This window comes from Binatus sp. (SeqCode), from assembly GCF_049584895.1.
Lineage (GTDB): Bacteria > Desulfobacterota > Binatia > Binatales > Binataceae > Binatus.
The window spans coordinates 18,494-34,829 of sequence record NZ_JBAUYR010000040.1; the positions used below are offsets into that span (position 1 = coordinate 18,494).

16 protein-coding genes and 1 pseudogene are annotated in these 16,336 nt (G+C 61.1%); 9 read left to right on the plus strand and 8 right to left on the minus strand.

Features of this window, described 5'->3' with window-relative positions; all coding sequences use genetic code 11:
- Positions 1–6: 6 nt before the first annotated feature.
- The 9 genes and pseudogenes from WB650_RS07760 to WB650_RS07800 all read left to right on the plus strand — a co-directional run.
- Positions 7–1,203 (plus strand): cytochrome P450, encoded by a 1,197-nt coding sequence (locus WB650_RS07760; RefSeq protein ID WP_422307574.1) that lies wholly within the window; start codon positions 7–9, stop codon positions 1,201–1,203.
- Positions 1,204–1,209: 6 nt separating this feature from the next.
- Entirely contained in the window at positions 1,210–2,538 is a 1,329-nt protein-coding gene (locus tag WB650_RS07765; RefSeq protein WP_422307572.1) for an MFS transporter, read from the plus strand.
- 40 nt (positions 2,539–2,578) lie between these two features.
- Positions 2,579–3,061 (plus strand): DUF192 domain-containing protein, encoded by a 483-nt coding sequence (locus WB650_RS07770; protein WP_422307570.1) that lies wholly within the window; start codon positions 2,579–2,581, stop codon positions 3,059–3,061.
- A gap of 105 nt (positions 3,062–3,166) precedes the next feature.
- The gene (locus WB650_RS07775) at positions 3,167–4,717 is read left to right on the plus strand and encodes an acyl-CoA carboxylase subunit beta (protein ID WP_422307568.1); all 1,551 of its coding nucleotides are present in this window, start codon (positions 3,167–3,169) and stop codon (positions 4,715–4,717) included.
- A 92-nt stretch (positions 4,718–4,809) separates the two neighbouring features.
- Entirely contained in the window at positions 4,810–6,324 is a 1,515-nt protein-coding gene (gene accC, locus WB650_RS07780) for an acetyl-CoA carboxylase biotin carboxylase subunit (RefSeq protein ID WP_422307566.1), read from the plus strand.
- Between the two features lie 14 nt (positions 6,325–6,338).
- The gene (locus tag WB650_RS07785; protein ID WP_422307564.1) at positions 6,339–6,842 is read left to right on the plus strand and encodes a biotin/lipoyl-containing protein; all 504 of its coding nucleotides are present in this window, start codon (positions 6,339–6,341) and stop codon (positions 6,840–6,842) included.
- 4 nt (positions 6,843–6,846) lie between these two features.
- Positions 6,847–8,520 carry an acyl-CoA mutase large subunit family protein gene (locus WB650_RS07790; RefSeq protein WP_422307562.1) on the plus strand — a complete coding sequence of 558 codons (1,674 nt, stop codon included), beginning with the start codon at positions 6,847–6,849 and terminating at the stop codon, positions 8,518–8,520.
- Between the two features lie 71 nt (positions 8,521–8,591).
- The gene (locus tag WB650_RS07795) at positions 8,592–9,155 is read left to right on the plus strand and encodes a pyruvoyl-dependent arginine decarboxylase (protein WP_422307560.1); all 564 of its coding nucleotides are present in this window, start codon (positions 8,592–8,594) and stop codon (positions 9,153–9,155) included.
- Positions 9,156–9,235: 80 nt separating this feature from the next.
- A pseudogene (locus WB650_RS07800) lies at positions 9,236–9,382 on the plus strand (Rdx family protein); the annotation flags it as partial.
- 129 nt (positions 9,383–9,511) lie between these two features.
- Here the strand turns inward: WB650_RS07800 and WB650_RS07805 are convergent.
- From WB650_RS07805 to WB650_RS07840, 8 genes are all read right to left on the minus strand, one after another.
- The gene (locus WB650_RS07805; RefSeq protein ID WP_422307558.1) at positions 9,512–10,609 is read right to left on the minus strand and encodes a hypothetical protein; all 1,098 of its coding nucleotides are present in this window, start codon (positions 10,607–10,609) and stop codon (positions 9,512–9,514) included.
- Between the two features lie 62 nt (positions 10,610–10,671).
- The gene (locus WB650_RS07810; RefSeq protein ID WP_422307556.1) at positions 10,672–12,267 is read right to left on the minus strand and encodes an ABC transporter substrate-binding protein; all 1,596 of its coding nucleotides are present in this window, start codon (positions 12,265–12,267) and stop codon (positions 10,672–10,674) included.
- Positions 12,264–13,076, minus strand: a complete 813-nt coding sequence (locus WB650_RS07815) for an ABC transporter permease (protein ID WP_422307555.1) — start codon at positions 13,074–13,076, stop codon at positions 12,264–12,266. Before WB650_RS07815 ends, WB650_RS07810 begins: the two co-directional genes overlap by 4 nt.
- The gene (locus WB650_RS07820; RefSeq protein ID WP_422307553.1) at positions 13,073–14,002 is read right to left on the minus strand and encodes an ABC transporter permease; all 930 of its coding nucleotides are present in this window, start codon (positions 14,000–14,002) and stop codon (positions 13,073–13,075) included. Before WB650_RS07820 ends, WB650_RS07815 begins: the two co-directional genes overlap by 4 nt.
- 3 nt (positions 14,003–14,005) lie before the next feature.
- A complete protein-coding gene (locus WB650_RS07825; RefSeq protein WP_423960060.1) occupies positions 14,006–14,257 on the minus strand; it encodes a hypothetical protein in 252 nt (83 codons plus the stop codon).
- A gap of 10 nt (positions 14,258–14,267) precedes the next feature.
- Positions 14,268–14,993, minus strand: a complete 726-nt coding sequence (locus WB650_RS07830) for a VIT1/CCC1 transporter family protein (RefSeq protein ID WP_422307549.1) — start codon at positions 14,991–14,993, stop codon at positions 14,268–14,270.
- An 8-nt stretch (positions 14,994–15,001) separates the two neighbouring features.
- The gene (locus WB650_RS07835; RefSeq protein ID WP_422307547.1) at positions 15,002–15,529 is read right to left on the minus strand and encodes a redoxin domain-containing protein; all 528 of its coding nucleotides are present in this window, start codon (positions 15,527–15,529) and stop codon (positions 15,002–15,004) included.
- Positions 15,530–15,546: 17 nt separating this feature from the next.
- Positions 15,547–16,266 (minus strand): SIMPL domain-containing protein, encoded by a 720-nt coding sequence (locus WB650_RS07840; RefSeq protein ID WP_422307545.1) that lies wholly within the window; start codon positions 16,264–16,266, stop codon positions 15,547–15,549.
- Between the last annotated feature and the right edge of the window lie 70 nt (positions 16,267–16,336).

The following is a 16,336-nucleotide window of genomic DNA, read 5'->3' on the forward strand; positions in this document are numbered from 1 at the left end:
TCCGTCATGGCAGCGGAAGTTTATTTCAACATTTGGGATCCCGAATTTCGGGCCAATCCATACGCGCACTATGCTCCGCTGCTGGCGGGTTCGCCGCCTATCCTCAATATGGGGCCGATGACGTTCGCGCTGGTGGCGCGCTATGCCGACGTCACCGCCGCACTTCGCGACCATGAGCATTTTTCGAGCGTCGGGCCGCCGCCACCGCCTCAGGCATATCAAGGGCGCTTTGCAGGCTCGCGCAACATGCTGGGTTCCGATCCGCCGCAGCACTCACGCCTGCGCCGGCTGGTGTCGCGCGATTTCACGCCGCGGCGAATCCGTGAATTCGAGCCGCGCATCCGCGAAATAGCAAAAGATCTGCTCGACAAGGTCGAAGCGAAAGGCTCTTTCGATGTCATGGCGGACCTCGCCAACGTGCTGCCGGTCACGGTGATCGCGGAGATGCTCGGCGTGCCGCCGGAGCTGAATACGAAGTTCAAACATTGGTCGGACACGATCATTGGCGGCGACAATAATGTTCCCGGCGCTCCGCAACCGCCTGAATCCATTCGCGCGATCGATGAACTGGGCGACTACTTCACAGCCGAGATTGAAAAGCGACGCACCAATCCGGGACCCGACCTGGTGAGCGCGCTGGTCGCTGCGCACGACGAAGGCGACGTGATGTCGGCGGCGGATCTGCTGAGCTTCGTGACGCTGCTGCTAGTTGCGGGCAATGAGACGACGACTAATCTGATCGGCAATGGCATGCTCGCGCTCGGACGCCATCCGGATCAATTCGATGCGCTGAAGCGCGATCATTCTATGCTGCCGCGCGCGATCGAGGAAATGCTGCGCTACGACGGCCCGGTGCAATCGACGGTGCGGTTCACCAAAGAGCCCGTGCAGCTAGGGGGAGCCGAGATTCCCGCGGGCGCAATCGCGATGATGATCGTAGCCGCAGCGAATCGCGACCCCTCACAATTTAAAAATCCTGAAAGATTCGACATCACGCGCGATCCCAATGAACACGTGGCGTTTGGCGAAGGGATCCATTTCTGCATCGGCGCGCCGCTGGCACGGATGGAGGCACGAATCGCGTTCGAGGCGATGCTCGAGCGCTTCCCGCGGCTCAGACTTAAAGATCCCGCAATGAAACCGACCTACAAGGGATCGTATTTTCTGCGCGGCCTCGAATCGCTGCCGGTAGCAATCGATTAAACCTTTATGACCGACCCTGCCGAAACCCTGGATTTGAAACCCGACTCCGACGCCACGGCCGAGGACGCGGACCGCAAGAGTATCCATCTTGGCTTCCTGGGCAGGACGCCGCCGTTCACCAAGCGGCAGCGCCGCGTGTTCTGGATCGCGTCGACGGCGGGATTTTTCGACCAATATGATCGCGCGCTGCTGAGCCTCGCGCTCAAGCAGATCCAGGCGGGGTTAAAGATAGCGGAGTCGCACGTTGGCCCGATGCTCTCGGTGATCCGGCTCGGCTACCTCCTGTCTCTACTAATGACCCCCTTTGCCGACGTGTTCGGACGCCGCCGCCTGCTGCTGTACACGGTCGTCGGCTACACGATTTTCACCGGCCTTATTGCGATTGCGCCAAATGAACGGACTTTCGTCGCATTCGAGATCATTGCGCGGGCATTTGCCGGCGCCGAAGCTGCGATCGCGATGGTGATCGTGGCAGAGGAAGTCGATGCGGCCTATCGCGGTTGGGCGATTGGCCTTCTGTCTGCGGTGTCGTCGAGCGGCTATGGCCTCGCCGCTATCGTGTTCGCCTTCGTCAATACGATCCCCTATGGCTGGCGCGGAATGTACGCGATAGCGCTGATACCATTGGTGGTCGTTATACCACTGCGCCGGGTGCTGCCTGAAAGCGCGCGCTTCGAGAAGGAGAAGCTCGAAGGACTGAAGCCGGTGAAAATTTGGGAACCGGTTGCGCGACTGTACACGGCGTACCCGCGGCGCCTTGTAATGATGCTCTCGATCTCGTTCCTGAGTAACATGGGCGGCAACGCTTCAGGCTTTCTGTTCCCGAAGTTCCTGCAGAACGCGCACCATTGGTCCCCCGGCAACGTCTCGATGCTATTTTTCTTCGGTGGTGCGCTCGGGATCGTCGGCTCAATCGTCGCCGGCCGTATGAGCGATCGCTTCGGAAGGCGGGTGATGGGCACCGCATTCCTGTTCCTGGCGCCGTTGTTTACCATCTGGATGTACACGGCGTCGGGATGGTCGATTGTGCCGGCATGGATACTGGGTACATTTTTCGATTTCGCCGGAAGCATGATCCTAAGCGCGTACAGTGCGGAGCTGTTTCCGACCTCATATCGATCGACCGCTGGAAGCGCTCTTGCGATCGCTGGAACCACCGGCGGCGCACTCGGCTTGTTCTTGGAGGGCGTGCTCTACAATCTTACCGGGTCGCTCTCGAGAGCGGTCTGCTATCTGACCGTTTTCTGGATGATCGCGCCGGCGATCCTGTGGTTCTTTCCGGAGACCTCGGGACGCGAGCTCGAAGAGATCTCGCCCGAAGCAAAAGCGCTCTGATTTCCCGCGAGTCATCGACGCGCTAGATTTGCGGCGACGCATGGGAAAAGAGTTGCATCGCCGCTCGCGGTTCCGGATAGGTCCGTTCGCGTTCGTCGTCGTCCTGTTTGCGTTACTCGGATGCGCTCGCGGTCCGTGCGTCTCGATCGTCGGAGCTGACGGCAAGCCGCGCGCCACCGTCGCGGTCGAAGTGGCGAGCACCGGGCCGCAGCGCGAGCTTGGCCTGATGTTTCGCAAGCATCTCGATGATAACGCGGGAATGATCTTTGTCTTTCCGGACGCAGCACCGCGGAATTTCTGGATGCACAACACACCGATCCCGCTCGACATGATTTTCGCGGACGCCTCGGGACGGGTGATCGGAATCGTCGCGAACGCAGAACCATACTCCGACAAACTGGACGGCGTCGAAGGCAACGCTGAGTACGTACTGGAAGTGAACGGCGGCTTTTGCGCAAAAAACGGAATCAAGCCCGGCGACAAAATAGACTTCTCCGGATTTTCACCCCACACATCGGAGTAGTCGCGCGCTTTAACCCGCCGCCGACATGCGGTATCTATCTTGCCGTGGCGCGTGACGGGCGCCTTTTTGTTTGCCGTCTATCCAGACTTTTCGTGGTTGTGACAAATGGGCCTTAAAGAAAATCTCGAACGACTTCAACAACTCACCCGCGAGGCCGAGGCGGCCGGCGGCGCGGATCGGGTCAAGAAACAGCGCGCGCAGGGACGGATGACGGCGCGCGAGCGGGTCGAGTTTCTGCTCGACCGCGGATCGTTCGTCGAACTCGACAAGTTCAAGACGCATCGAATCACCGACTTCGACATGGCCGAGAAAAAAATCCCGGGTGACGGCGTAGTGACCGGCTACGGAACGATCGACGGACGCCAGGTGTGCATCTTCAGCCACGATTTCACGGTCTTTGGCGGCAGCCTGTCGGGTGCCTTCGCTGAGAAAGTCTGCAAGGTGATGGACCTCGCGACGAAGACCGGATGCCCTGTGATCGGGCTCAACGACGGCAGCGGCGCGCGAATCCAGGAAGGGGTCGTGTCGCTGGCGGGCTACGCGGATATTTTTCTGCGCAACGTGATGTCGTCGGGAGTTATTCCACAAATCTCCGCAATCATGGGACCGTGCGCGGGCGGCGCGGTTTATTCGCCGGCGATTACCGACTTCATCGTGATGGTACGAGACACCTCGTACATGTTCCTGACTGGCCCCGACGTGATCCGCGCGGCCACGCACGAGGAAGTCACGATGCAGGAACTGGGCGGCGCCGATGCGCATAGCCAGAAGTCCGGTGTATGCCATCTCGAGGCCGACGACGACGCGGGCGCGCTCACAATGATCCGCGAACTGATCTCGTATATCCCATCGAACAACGTCGACGATCCGCCGTTCATCGCGAGCAGTGACGATCCCGCGCGCATCGACGCTGCGCTCGATTCGATCGTGCCCGAAAGTCCCAACAAGCCCTACGACATGGGCGAGATTATCCGGCGAGTGGTCGATGACGGTCATTTGCTGGAAGTGCAGAAAGACTACGCGCAGAACATGCTGATTGGCTTTGCGCGGATGGGTGGCTACTCGGTTGGTATCGTGGCCAATCAGCCGTCGTTCCTGGCGGGAGCGCTCGATATCGACGCGTCGGTCAAGGGGGCGAGATTCGTGCGCTTCTGCGACGCCTTCAACATTCCGCTCGTCACGTTCGTCGACGTGCCCGGATTCCTGCCCGGCACGCAACAGGAGTTCGCCGGAATTATTCGGCATGGCGCGAAACTGCTCTACGCGTTCTGTGAGGCGACCGTGCCGAAGGTGACGGTGATCACACGCAAGGCTTACGGCGGCGCCTACGACGTCATGTCGTCGAAAAACATTCGAGGAGATTTCAATTTCGCGTATCCGAGCGCCGAGATCGCGGTGATGGGACCCGAGCAGGCGATCAACATTGTCTTTCGCAACGAGCTCGCCAACGCCAAAGACGCAGTCGCCGAGCGCACCCGATTGGCCAACGAGTACCGCAAGACTTTCGCGAATCCGTTCAAGGCGGCCGAGCTTGGCTATATAGATGAAGTGATCATGCCGCGAGATACACGTCCCAAGCTGATCGGCGCGCTGAAGGCGCTCGCGAACAAGCGCGAAAAGAATCCGCCGCGCAAACACGGCAACATTCCACTTTGAAAAAGAGCGCTGCGACCGGACGCTACGAGCAGTTAGCTCGCGTGGGCTGGATTCAGTATAAAATTTGAGAAGCCGGTGAAAAGGGAAGATTGATGTTCAAGCGGATTCTAATCGCCAACCGCGGCGAGATTGCAGTGCGGATCATCCGCGCATGCCGCGAGTTGGGAATCGAATCGATTGCGGTCTACTCGGACGCCGATCGCGCGGCGCTTCACGTTCGCGAAGCCGATCATGCGTACCCGGTCGGTCCCGCGCCGGCGGCGGAGAGCTATCTCAATACCGCGAAGATTCTTGAAGCCGCGAAACGTCTCAAGGCGGACGCAGTTCATCCCGGTTACGGATTTTTTTCCGAGCGCGCTGCGTTTGCGCGTGCGGTGCAGAAGGCTGGCCTCACGTGGATCGGTCCGCCGCCCGACGCGATCGAGCACATGGGCGACAAGGTCGAAGCGCGCAAACTGATGTCGAAGGCCGGTGTGCCCGTCGTGCCAGGCTCGCCCGGAACGCTCGAGACCGAAGCGGAAGTCGCGGCGATCGCGAAAAAGATCGGGTATCCGATCATGGTGAAAGCGGCTGCGGGCGGCGGCGGCAAGGGCTTGCGCTTCGTCGAGAACGGCAAAGACCTCGCGTCGGTGGTGCGCACGGTCGCGAGCGAGGCCAAGTCGTCATTCGGTGACGGACGCTTTTACGTCGAGAAATTTCTCAAGCAGCCGCGCCATATCGAAGTGCAGGTGCTGGCCGATTCGCAAGGCAACACGGTTCACCTATTCGAGCGCGAATGCTCGATTCAGCGGCGCAATCAGAAGGTCGTCGAGGAATCGCCGTCGCCGTTTATCACGCCGAAGATGCGGGCCGAGATGGGCGAGGTCGCGGTGCGCGCGGCGAAGGCGGTGAACTACGTCAGCGCGGGCACGATCGAGTTCCTGGTCGACGCGGATCGAAATTTCTATTTCCTCGAAATGAACACGCGCATCCAGGTCGAGCATCCGGTGACCGAGCTGGTGACCGGTATCGACCTCGTGCGCACTCAGATCGAAATAGCAGCGGGCGCGAAGCTTCCGTTCAAGCAGAAAGATCTCGCGCAGCGCGGATGGGCGATCGAGTGCCGAGTCTATGCGGAAGATCCTGCGGCCGGCTTCGTACCTGCGCCGGGAAAGATCGAGACGCTGAGGTTTCCCGACGGTCCGGGCGTGCGCAATGATGCGGGCGTCTACGCAGGCGCCGAAGTGCCGGTCTTTTATGACCCGATGATTTCGAAGCTGGCGGTGTGGGGCGCGGATCGCGATCAGGCGATCGACCGCATGCGGCGCGCGCTCGGCGAATTCGTGATTACGGGTGAGCTGCGCACCAACCTCGATTTCCATCGCTGGATCATGACGCATCCGAGGTTCATGAAGGGCGACTTCGACACGAATTTTATCAAAGAAGAATATCATCCGAATCAAAACGGCGCGGCCCCTCGCGGCGCCGAGCTGGCGGCGATTTTCCTCGCGGCAATCGCGGCGCAGAAGAACACCAACCACAGCAATGGCGCCGGCGTGCAGCCGGTAGCCGCGCCGAATGCGTCCGCGTGGCGGATGCTCGGCCGGCTCGACATGCTGCGGAGATAGCCGGACACTTACAGATGCGATACGTCGCGATTCTTGACGGCACCGAACACGAAATCGAGATTGAAGAGCTCGCCGCGGACTCGTTTTCGATTCGGTTCGGCAAGGACAGTTTCGAAGCCGATTTGCGCAAGGTCGGGCCGGTTTCTTTCTCGGTGATCGTCGATAATCGCTCGTTCGATTTTGACGTAGCGCGCGACGGCGAGGAGACCGTGGTCGCGTCACGAACCCGATCGACGCGGCTGACAGTCGCCGACGCCGCTCGACGAACAGCGCGCGCGGCCGGCAAGCGGCGCGAAGTCAGCGGGCGCGTGGAAATAAAATCCGCGATGCCGGGCCGAGTCGTGAACGTGCTGGTCGCGGCGGGCGACGACGTCAAAGTGGACCAGGGAATTATCGTGGTCGAAGCGATGAAGATGGAAAATGAAGTCAAATCGCCCAAGGCCGGCAAGGTCGTGGAAGTGAAGGTGGTCGCGGGGCAGGCGGTCGAAAAGGGCCAACTTATGATCGTTATCGAGTAGGACGATGCCGGAAGACGATCGCAAAATCGCGGATGCGCGCAAGAATTGGGAAGAGCGCAAGCTCAATCCTTCGCTGAAGCGCGGGCCCGAGCGCAAGGCGAACTTCGTCACCAGCTCGGGAATCGACGTAAAGCGCGAATATGATCCCGAGGATTTGAACGGCTTCGATTTCGTGAACGACCTCGGCTTTCCCGGCGAGTATCCGTTTACGCGCGGCGTGCAGCCGACGATGTATCGCGGGCGGCTGTGGACGATGCGCCAGTACGCGGGCTTCGGCAGCGCGGAGGAATCGAACCGTCGCTATCGTTACCTGTTCGAGCAGGGGCAGACGGGACTGTCGGTGGCGTTCGACCTGCCGACGCAGATGGGCCGCGACTCGGATCATCCGCTGGCGGAGGGCGAAGTCGGACGCGTCGGCGTGCCGATTTGCTCGCTGGCTGACATGGACGTGCTGCTCGCCGAACTTCCGCTCGACAAAATTTCAACCTCGATGACGATCAACGCGACCGCGTCGATCCTGCTGGCGTTGTACCTGGTCGTGGCGGAGCGCCGCGGGGTCAGTTGGAGCAAGGTCAACGGCACAATCCAGAACGACGTCCTGAAGGAATACGTTGCGCGCGGCACGTACATTTATCCGCCGCGCGGCTCGATGCGGATCATTACGGACATTTTCAGTTTTGCGACGAAGGAAGTTCCGAACTGGAACACGATTTCGATTTCCGGCTACCACATCCGCGAGGCCGGCTCGACCGCGGCGCAGGAACTCGCGTTCACGATTGCCGACGGAATCGCGTACGTTGACGCAGCGCTGAAGGCGGGTCTGCAGATAGACGCGTTCGCGAGCCGCTTGTCGTTCTTCTTCAACGTACACAATAATTTCTTTGAGGAAGTCGCGAAGTTCCGGGCGGCGCGGCGGCTGTGGGCGAAGATAATGAAGGAGCGCTTCGGGGCGAAAGACGAACGCTCGATGATGATGCGGTTTCATGCGCAGACCGCGGGCTCGACGCTCACCGCGCAGCAGGTGGACAACAACGTCGTGCGCGTGACGATGCAGGCGCTGGCCGCAGTGCTCGGCGGAGCACAATCACTCCATACGAACTCCAAGGACGAGGCGCTCGCGCTGCCGACCGAATCGTCGGTGCTGCTCGCGCTGCGCACGCAGCAGCTGATCGCGCACGAGTCGGACGTGGCTGACACGATCGATCCGCTCGGCGGCTCATACTACGTCGAGCGGCTGACGACCGAGCTGGAAAAAAAGGCGGCCGAGTACCTGTCGAAGATCGACGACTTCGGCGGCGCGGTCGCGGCAATCGAGCGCGGCTACATGCAGCGTGAAATTCAGAACGCCGCATTCATTTATCAACGCGAGATTGAAACGAAGCAGCGAATTATCGTAGGGGTCAATCAGTTTACGGGGGGCGGCGAACCGCCGGGAGAAATTCTGCGGGTCAAACCGGAGCTCGAAGAGAAACAGAAGGCGGGCGTTGCGCGCGTGCGCGCGGAACGAAACGCAGAGGCGGCGAAGAAGGCGCTCGCGCGAGTCGAGTCCGCCGCGCGCGACGGAAATAATCTGATGCCGCCGATTGTCGATGCGGTGCGAGGATGGTGCACGCTGGGGGAAATTTCGGACGCGATGCGCAAAGTCTTCGGCGAATACTCGCCGGTGAACACCGTGTAGCGTTCGGCGGCCGGATTCGTATAAAAGAAAAGCGGACCGTGAAAATGCGAGATCGATCGGGGAGAAAATAAATGGGGCCGATCCCGAAGGGGACATTTCTGACCAAAGGCGTGGGACGGCATCGCGAGAAGCTGACTTCTTTCGAACTCGCGTTGCGCTCCGCCGGAATTGCCGAGTTCAACCTCGTGCGCGTCAAATCGATTTTTCCGCCGAACTGCAAATTGCTCAGCCAGCAGGAAGGCCTGAAGTACCTGACACCGGGGCAAATTGTTTTCGCCGTCATGAGTGACAACGCGACCAACGAACCACATCGGCTGATCGCGTCGTCGGTGGGCGTCGCGCTGCCGAGCAATCCTGCGCAGTACGGATACCTGTCGGAGCATCACAGCACGGGCGAGACCGATCAGAAGGCGGGCGATTACGCCGAGGATTTAGCGGCGATGATGCTCGCGACAATTCTCGGCGTCGATTTCGATCCGAACCTCAGTTACGACGAGCGCAAGGATCTGTGGCGCATGTCGGACAAGATCGTAACGACGCGGAACGTGACGCAATCGGCGATTGGCGATCGCGACGGCTTGTGGTCGTCGGTGGTCGCGGCGGCGGTGTTCGTCGATATTCCCAACGGCAGGTAGTTTGTTCGGCGCTCGATAGGCGGTAGGCTCTAATTATGGCGACAGAAATTCTCTACTGCTCTGCTTGAGGCTACAAACCGCGTGCGGCCAGTCTGGCCGCCTCATTGGATTCCAAATTTGGCGAGAAGGCGGAAATCACCGCCGGTAAATCGGGCCAATTCGACGTGATCGTGAACGGACGGCTGGTCTTTTCGAAATCCAGTACTGGCCGATTCCCGGTTGACGGTGAAGTCGAAGAAATTTTCGCGGCGCTGAAGGAAGGCCGCGAGCCCGCGCCCGTCGAAGAGAAAAAGCCGAAGGATTCGTCGGGCGCATGCTCGGCAAGCTCAGGAACTAACGACGCCGCGGCCAGTCCGCTACTTGTGCATGTCGAGAAATTCCTTGAAGCCGCTACGCTCGTGCGGCCCGAGGATCGCCATCTCGAGAATCCCTATGCCCTCGCGCGAGCCCATTTTTGCCTGACAGACGGCCTGGATGTGCTGATGCATCAGGTCGCGCTCGTTGACGTCGGCGGTTTTGAATGACTCGTAGGTTGAGACGTCGGGGCCGACGTACATTCCATGGCCCCACTTCGGATGAAAGTAGCCGATGCCTTGCATGTAGAAGTTGTAGAGCGGCTTCAGCTCGATGCGGCTTTCGCCGGCACGCGGGCTGCGCAAAATTATCTCGGCAGTCTTCGCGTGGCGCGTTCCGGGGGCGTAGTTGATGTTGAAATCGACCCCAGTTGCGAGATCCAGCGGTGCGCCGAGCTCAGCTTGCGTGACCGCGCCGAACTGGTGCCATCGCGAGCCGTCGGCATTTTCATTGCAGTCGCAATGCGTGCAGACGTCCTCGAAATTCGTCGGCGACCAGAGCCAGTAGAACTGCCCCATCACGGGCGTCGGTGACGGCACTCCCGCCGGATCCTGCGGGCCGATTCCGCGCACACCCCAGGAACGATCGCGCGAACCCCATACTCGCGATGGTTGAGCTTCGTACTTTTTGCCAGCGACAGTCAGGCTTCCGCTGTAACCGCCGTGCTGCGTGAAGCGCGTCAGATCCATGATGAGCCGCGGACCGTTGCGGCGCGAAAAGCGAGGCTCCTCGATCGCATCGGCGCGAGCCTCGAACATCAGGTCGGCCTTTACGGTTTCATGATCGACGCGAAGGCGCATCGAGCGCATCGGGCGTACGATCTCGATTGAGATCGGGCCAACTCGCGTGTCCATTCGCTCGGCGCCGAGCACTCGCGACGCGCGCACGCAATGCTGCACGCCGCCGGCGACGACGCTGAACGCGCAGTCGATGATTCCGACGTTTGGATAAATTCCCATCGCGGCGGCGAAGTACGGCTCGCCCTCGCGGAAGTATCCGTTGAAAAAAAATCGATCGTAAAAGTTGCGGTCGCTGGTGAATACCTGCTGAACCGGCTCTGGCGTCTGATGAATCGGATAATCGTCGCCCTGTGTAATCATGGTTTAGCTCCTCATCCTGATTTTCGGATCATAGTCGAAATCGCGCGCACTTGTCGCTCTTCCTATTCCGGATGCGCGGAGAGCCAGACGTGCTCGAAGCGGGTCGGGCGCATCGGGTTGATTACGTAGTCGTGCACCCATGGCTGGCGGATTATGTAGGTCACCGGATAATACAGAAAAACCCACGGCGCGTCGGCGACGACGATTTTCTCGGCCTCGTCGTAGAGCGCGTAGCGCTTTTTCATGTCGGCGATTGGCTCGGCTTCACTGAGAAGCCGTTCGACCTCGGGATTGGAATAGAAACTGTCGTTGTTGGCGCCCCACTGCGCGCGCGAGAGCAACGCGCCGAGAAAATTTTCGGGGTCGGGAAAATCAGCTTCCCATCCTTGCATGAAGGTTTGCACGGTTTTCGGCTGCCGAATCGCTTCGAGGAACGGACCCCATGCCACAGGTTTCAACTTCGCGCGGATGCCGAGCGGCGCAAGATCCTGCTGGATAGATTGCGCAAGCATCAGCAGGGTCTGGTCGGCGCGCATCCAGATTTCAATCTCGAAGCCGTGCGCGAGATGCGCTTCCTCGAGCAGCGCACGCGCTTTCGCTGGGTCGTAGTCGTAACCCTCGAGATCGGCGTCGTAGCCGGGCAGGTTCGGTGGCATGACGCCGTGAGCGACCACGCCGCGGCCGTTCAAAATTGCGATCAGCTTGTGGCGATCGATCGCATAACTCAGAGCGCGGCGCACGCGAACGTCGGTGAACGGCCACATCTGACAGTTCATGCCGAGGTAGCGGGTCGTGACCGTCGTCTTCGCCAGCGTTAGATTTCGCAGCGCCGGAGTTTTCATGACGTAGGGGAACTCGGCCGGCGGAATATCGACCACCGCGTCGATTTGGCCGGCGTCGAAGCGCAGCCATTGCAGTTCCTGATTCACGCCAACTGACTCGACGATCGCGTCGAGATGCGGCAACGGTTTGGCGAAGTAATACGGATTTCTCACGAGCACAATTCGCTGCCCGCCAATCCAATCGCGCAGCATGAACGCGCCACTGCCGACGACGTGGCGCGAGAAATCGTCGCCCCACTTCTCCGCGACATCGCGCGGAATGGCCGACGCAAACGGCATTGCGAGTTTGTGGCCGAAGATTGGGTCGGGCGCACTCAAATGGAAAATGATCGTCGTATTGTCCGGCGTCTCGATACCGCTGACGTGCGCACTCCGATGCGCGGCGAAGTCTGCCGCGCCTGCGATGCCGCGGTAGTACTCCATGCCGCGCGAACGCGTCGCGGGATTCAGCACGCGCTCGATTCCATAGCGGAAGTCGCCGCTGGTGACGGTGCGTCCGTCGGAAAAGCGGGCATCGGCGCGTAGATGAAAAGTGAAAGTCGTCGCGTCGGTCGAACTCTGCCAAGTGGTTGCGATATCGGGTTCGAGCTCGATGTTACCGTCGCCGTAGCGAACCAGCGTGTCGAAAATCGCTTGCTCGAAAGTCCATGAAACGGTGTCGTAGCCGGCGGCCGGGTCGAGTGTCGGGACGTCGTCGGCGTCTGCCAGGCGCAACACCATCGCGTGCGGTGGCAAGTTGAGCGGAGGTGGGCCGCCGTCGCATCCCGCAGCCAATGCGATCGCGATGACCGCCGGAATGATTATTCGACGCGTCATTGCGAGCGCCGGCGCAAAAATCCGTAGCCGAAAAGATTGAAGCTGAGCACCGCCCAGAAGATCGCGAGACCGGGGAACGTCGCAAGCCACGGCGCGGTGCGGAAATAGATCGTCGCCTCTTCGATCATGCGGCCCCAACTCGGCGTTGGCGGCGGCACGCCGAGGCCGAGGAAGCTGAGCGCAGCGTCGAGCAACAAAGTGTCGGAGGTTCGCAGGGCCGCCATCACGATAATAATCGGCAAGACGTTCGGCAGGATATGTAGCGCGATCAATCGGCGCGACGGCGCGCCAAGAGCTTCGGCACCGACAACGAAATCGCGCCGGGACATCGTAAGTGTTTCGGCGCGCACCACGCGCGCGATCGACGTCCACGAAACCAGCCCGATGACGATGAAGATCGTGCGCAGACTCGGCCCCAGCACCGCCACCAGAGCCATCGCGAGCAGCAGTGGCGGCAGCGACAGCATCAAGTCGGTGAAACGCATCAGAATAAAATCCACAGCTCCGCCGAAGAATCCCGAGCACAGGCCGATGGCGATGCCGATAGTCATCGTGACGGCCATCGCGGCGACGCCGACGGTCAACGAAATTCGCGCGCCGAAGATTATTCGCGAGAGGACGTCCCGGCCAAGCTCGTCGGTACCCATCGGAAATTTGAGCGAAGGCGCGCCGGGATCGCCAAAGGTCGGCGCGACGACGATCGTGGGATCGTGCGGCGCGAGCATCGGTGCAAAGACGGCGACGATCACGAGCATGATGACCATCGCAGCGCCTACGGTTTCGAGCGTCAGGTAACGGCGGATATTCATCCGGTCTCCGCCAGCCGAATGCGCGGATCGAGCCATGCGTAAAGCAGATCGACGAGCAGGTTGACGACGACGATCAGGAACGCCGAGAACAGCACGGTGCCCATGATCACCGGGATATCGAGATTGAAAATCGCGTCGGCCGCGAGGCGCCCGATTCCAGGCCAGTTGAAAACCGTCTCGGTCAGCACGACGCCCGAAAGCAGGCCCGCGAGATCCAGACCGGCGAGAGTGACCAGGGGCAGCAGTGCGTTTGCCATCGCATGCTTGAGAATCACGCGGGCGCGCGAGAGACCCTTGCCGCGTGCAGTGCGCACGTAATCCTGATCGAACGCGTCGCAGAGGCTGGTGTGCAGGACGCGCGAATAGTAGCCGGCCGAGCCGAGCGCAAGCGTCAGGGTCGGCAGGATCAAGCTGGTTGCGCCACTATAGCCGCCGAGTGGAAACGAGCGGATCGTGGCGGCGACGCCGATCAGCAGCATCGTGCCCAGCCAGAACACCGGGATCGACACGAGCGCGAGCGATATCACGAGTAGGATATTGTCGGCGGCGCGGCCGCGATACGCGGCGGCAATCGCGCCCATCGCGATTCCGAGGATCAAAGAGAGCGCCATGGCGGCACCGGCGAGCAAGGCGGTCGCGGGGAAACGATCAGCTATAAGCGTGGTCACGTTCTCGCGCCGAATGTATGAGCGGCCGAGGTCGCCGTGAATCGCGCGATTGAGGTAGCGCGCGTACTGGACGTAAACCGGCTGATCGAGACCCAGCTCGGTCCGGATGGTTGCAAGAGTTTGCGGGTCGGCCTTCGCCCCGGCCATCGCGATCGCGGGGTCGGCTGGAACAACGAAGGCGATCGCGAACGTGATGATCGAAGTCCCAATCAGGACTGCGGCTCCGAACACTATTCGTCGTACCAGGTAAGCGAGCATCGTTCAGCCCGCGATGATCCCGCGCGCGGCAAGCTCGCGGCGGAGCTGGAGTTCGGCGCGATCGCGATGGCGTCGAGCGCTGCCAGTGTCTTCGGTTGAATCGAGAGCGGCACGAGCTTCGGGCGCGAGCGTCGAGATCGCCGCCGACATTTCAGCGAACAGCTTTTCGTCATCGGGACTGCGGGACGGCGCCGTTTTGAGGGCGTGATAGTGCGCCAGAAATGAGGCCAGCGATGAGTACGCGGGAATTTTCACGCAAACAAGGTTAGCCTGCGGTTGCACCGAGTGGCGAGATCGCGAGTCCGATCAGGTAGCCGGCGGCGGCAGCGCTCATCGCGATTGCAAGAAAGCGCACGCCCGAACGCCAGCGATCGTTGCGATGCGCGAGCCATCCTTCGAAATATCCCACACCGAACAGGGTGAGCGCGGTGGCGACGAGCGCGCCGCCAAGGTCGTAGCACGGGATTGTTATCAACATGTACGGCAAGAGCGGAACGACCGCGCCGACCAGGAACGCGATGCCCATCACGACTCCATCCAGGGCAGGCCTGCCGAGCAGCGGGCCGCCGAGCCCGAACATTTTTGCCTCGGCGGTCGATTCGAGAGCTCTGGGAGCGGTGCTCAGCAACCTGACCACGCGGAAGGCGGTCTCGCGACTGAGGCCCTCCTTGCACAGCTCGTCGAGCAAACCTTCCTGGACGGTGTACGGCTTTTCGGCGGCGTCGGCGCGTACGAGATCGAGCTCGGCGCGCAACACCTCGGCTTCCGCACGCGCGCCCAGATAGGCTCCCGCACCCATCGAAAGCGCGCCGGCCGCAGTCGAGGCGAGCGCGGCGAGTGCGACCTGCGAATGCTGTGAGACGGCGCCGCTGAGCCCGCATAGCACGCCGGCGGTGGTCAGCACGCCGTCCTGCACGCCGAAGACAATTTCGCGGATGCTCGAAAGCCGCTCGAAGAGCCGCCTTTTTTCCGCGGGATCGACTGTGGCCAAGCTCGCCCTTAGAAGTCGCGATCAGTTGGGCCGAACTCGACGCCCGCCTTCCAATCGGCGGGGCAGAGTTGGCCGGTGCGGAGCGCGCGCACGATTCGAAGCGTCTCGACGACGCTACGTCCAACGTTCAACGGGCATGACGCGGCGAACACAACCTTGCGTTTGCGGTCGAGGATGAAGGTCGCACGCAACGCGACTTTTTCATTGTCGTCGAAGACGCCGTACGCCCGCGCGAGACTGCCGTCGGGGTCGGCGAGCAGAGGGTAGCCGATTCCGCCGAGCTCGCGCGCCCATCGAAGGTGGCTGTCCACGTTGTCGATGCTGACGCCGACGATAGCGGTGTCCTCGGCAGAGAATTCCTTCAACGCCCTATTGAAGCCGGTGACTTCGGTCGGACAGATGAACGAAAAATCGCGCGGATAGAAAAAGATCAGAACCAGCTCGGTGGAAATCTTCGCGAGACTGCAGCGTGCGGTACGCCCATCAAGAGCGCATTCAAGATCGAACGGCGGAGCGGGATCGCCAGGCTTCAGCATCGCAATAAGTGCAGAACCTACTCAATCTCGAAGGTGAGAGAAACCGTCGCCGGCACGGTGACCTGGCCGGGTTCGACCGGCGTCGCGACATTGGCCGCCGCCATTGCCCGTCCCATACGAATTGGAATCGGCCGCTCTTGCGACACCGTCGTCGCCTTCAGGACTTTGCCGAGCTTCACATTCAGGGCAGACGCGAGCGCGTCGGCCTGCGCATGGGCGTCGCGAGTCGCAATCGCGATCGCTTCAGTGCGCGCCTTGGTGCCGTCCTTGACGCTGAAGCTGAGCGAGTTGACGCGATTCGCGCCCGCCGCAATCGAGCTATCGATCAGCGCGCCAACCAGGTCCAGCGCGCCGGTATGCACCGTCACGGTGTTTTGTGCGTTGTAGCCGATGATCGTCGGCTTCGCGTTCGGGCGCTGATCGTATTCGGGGTCCAGCGAATAGCCGCCGGTGGTAATCTCGCCCTTGTCGCCGAGCTTGGCCTTGAGCGCGTCGATCACCTTCGTGGCCAGCGCGGCGTTATTACTCGCGGCTTCCTCGGCCGTCCGTGCGTGAGTATCGATCGCGAGATCCAGATCCGCAGTATCAGGAGACGTGCGCGCCTCGCCGGTGCCGTCAACTTCAATCGTCCGCTTAGCGAAAATATTCTCGCCGCTTTGCGCCGACGCCGGACCGGACATCGCGACGAGAGTCGCTACCGCAAGTCCGACGGCAGCTATTCGGGGTCTCAGCTTCATGGTGACTTTCACCTCGGGCACGCTCCAGACTAAGTTGATTCCAGCCGGTTTTGTCCGGAGACTGTATCAA

What these genes read in the sequence shown, in the direction of transcription:
- WB650_RS07785 (WP_422307564.1), top strand. Translation starts at nt 6,339, where the DNA reads ATGCGATACGTCGCGATTCTTGACGGCACCGAACACGAAATCGAGATT.
- WB650_RS07795 (WP_422307560.1), top strand. Translation starts at nt 8,592, where the DNA reads ATGGGGCCGATCCCGAAGGGGACATTTCTGACCAAAGGCGTGGGACGG.
- accC (WP_422307566.1), top strand. Translation starts at nt 4,810, where the DNA reads ATGTTCAAGCGGATTCTAATCGCCAACCGCGGCGAGATTGCAGTGCGG.
- WB650_RS07810 (WP_422307556.1), bottom strand. Translation starts at nt 12,267, where the DNA reads ATGACGCGTCGAATAATCATTCCGGCGGTCATCGCGATCGCATTGGCT.
- WB650_RS07840 (WP_422307545.1), bottom strand. Translation starts at nt 16,266, where the DNA reads ATGAAGCTGAGACCCCGAATAGCTGCCGTCGGACTTGCGGTAGCGACT.
- WB650_RS07815 (WP_422307555.1), bottom strand. Translation starts at nt 13,076, where the DNA reads ATGAATATCCGCCGTTACCTGACGCTCGAAACCGTAGGCGCTGCGATG.
- WB650_RS07775 (WP_422307568.1), top strand. Translation starts at nt 3,167, where the DNA reads ATGGGCCTTAAAGAAAATCTCGAACGACTTCAACAACTCACCCGCGAG.
- WB650_RS07805 (WP_422307558.1), bottom strand. Translation starts at nt 10,609, where the DNA reads ATGATTACACAGGGCGACGATTATCCGATTCATCAGACGCCAGAGCCG.
- WB650_RS07835 (WP_422307547.1), bottom strand. Translation starts at nt 15,529, where the DNA reads ATGCTGAAGCCTGGCGATCCCGCTCCGCCGTTCGATCTTGAATGCGCT.
- WB650_RS07820 (WP_422307553.1), bottom strand. Translation starts at nt 14,002, where the DNA reads ATGCTCGCTTACCTGGTACGACGAATAGTGTTCGGAGCCGCAGTCCTG.
- WB650_RS07760 (WP_422307574.1), top strand. Translation starts at nt 7, where the DNA reads ATGGCAGCGGAAGTTTATTTCAACATTTGGGATCCCGAATTTCGGGCC.
- WB650_RS07790 (WP_422307562.1), top strand. Translation starts at nt 6,847, where the DNA reads ATGCCGGAAGACGATCGCAAAATCGCGGATGCGCGCAAGAATTGGGAA.
- WB650_RS07770 (WP_422307570.1), top strand. Translation starts at nt 2,579, where the DNA reads ATGGGAAAAGAGTTGCATCGCCGCTCGCGGTTCCGGATAGGTCCGTTC.
- WB650_RS07765 (WP_422307572.1), top strand. Translation starts at nt 1,210, where the DNA reads ATGACCGACCCTGCCGAAACCCTGGATTTGAAACCCGACTCCGACGCC.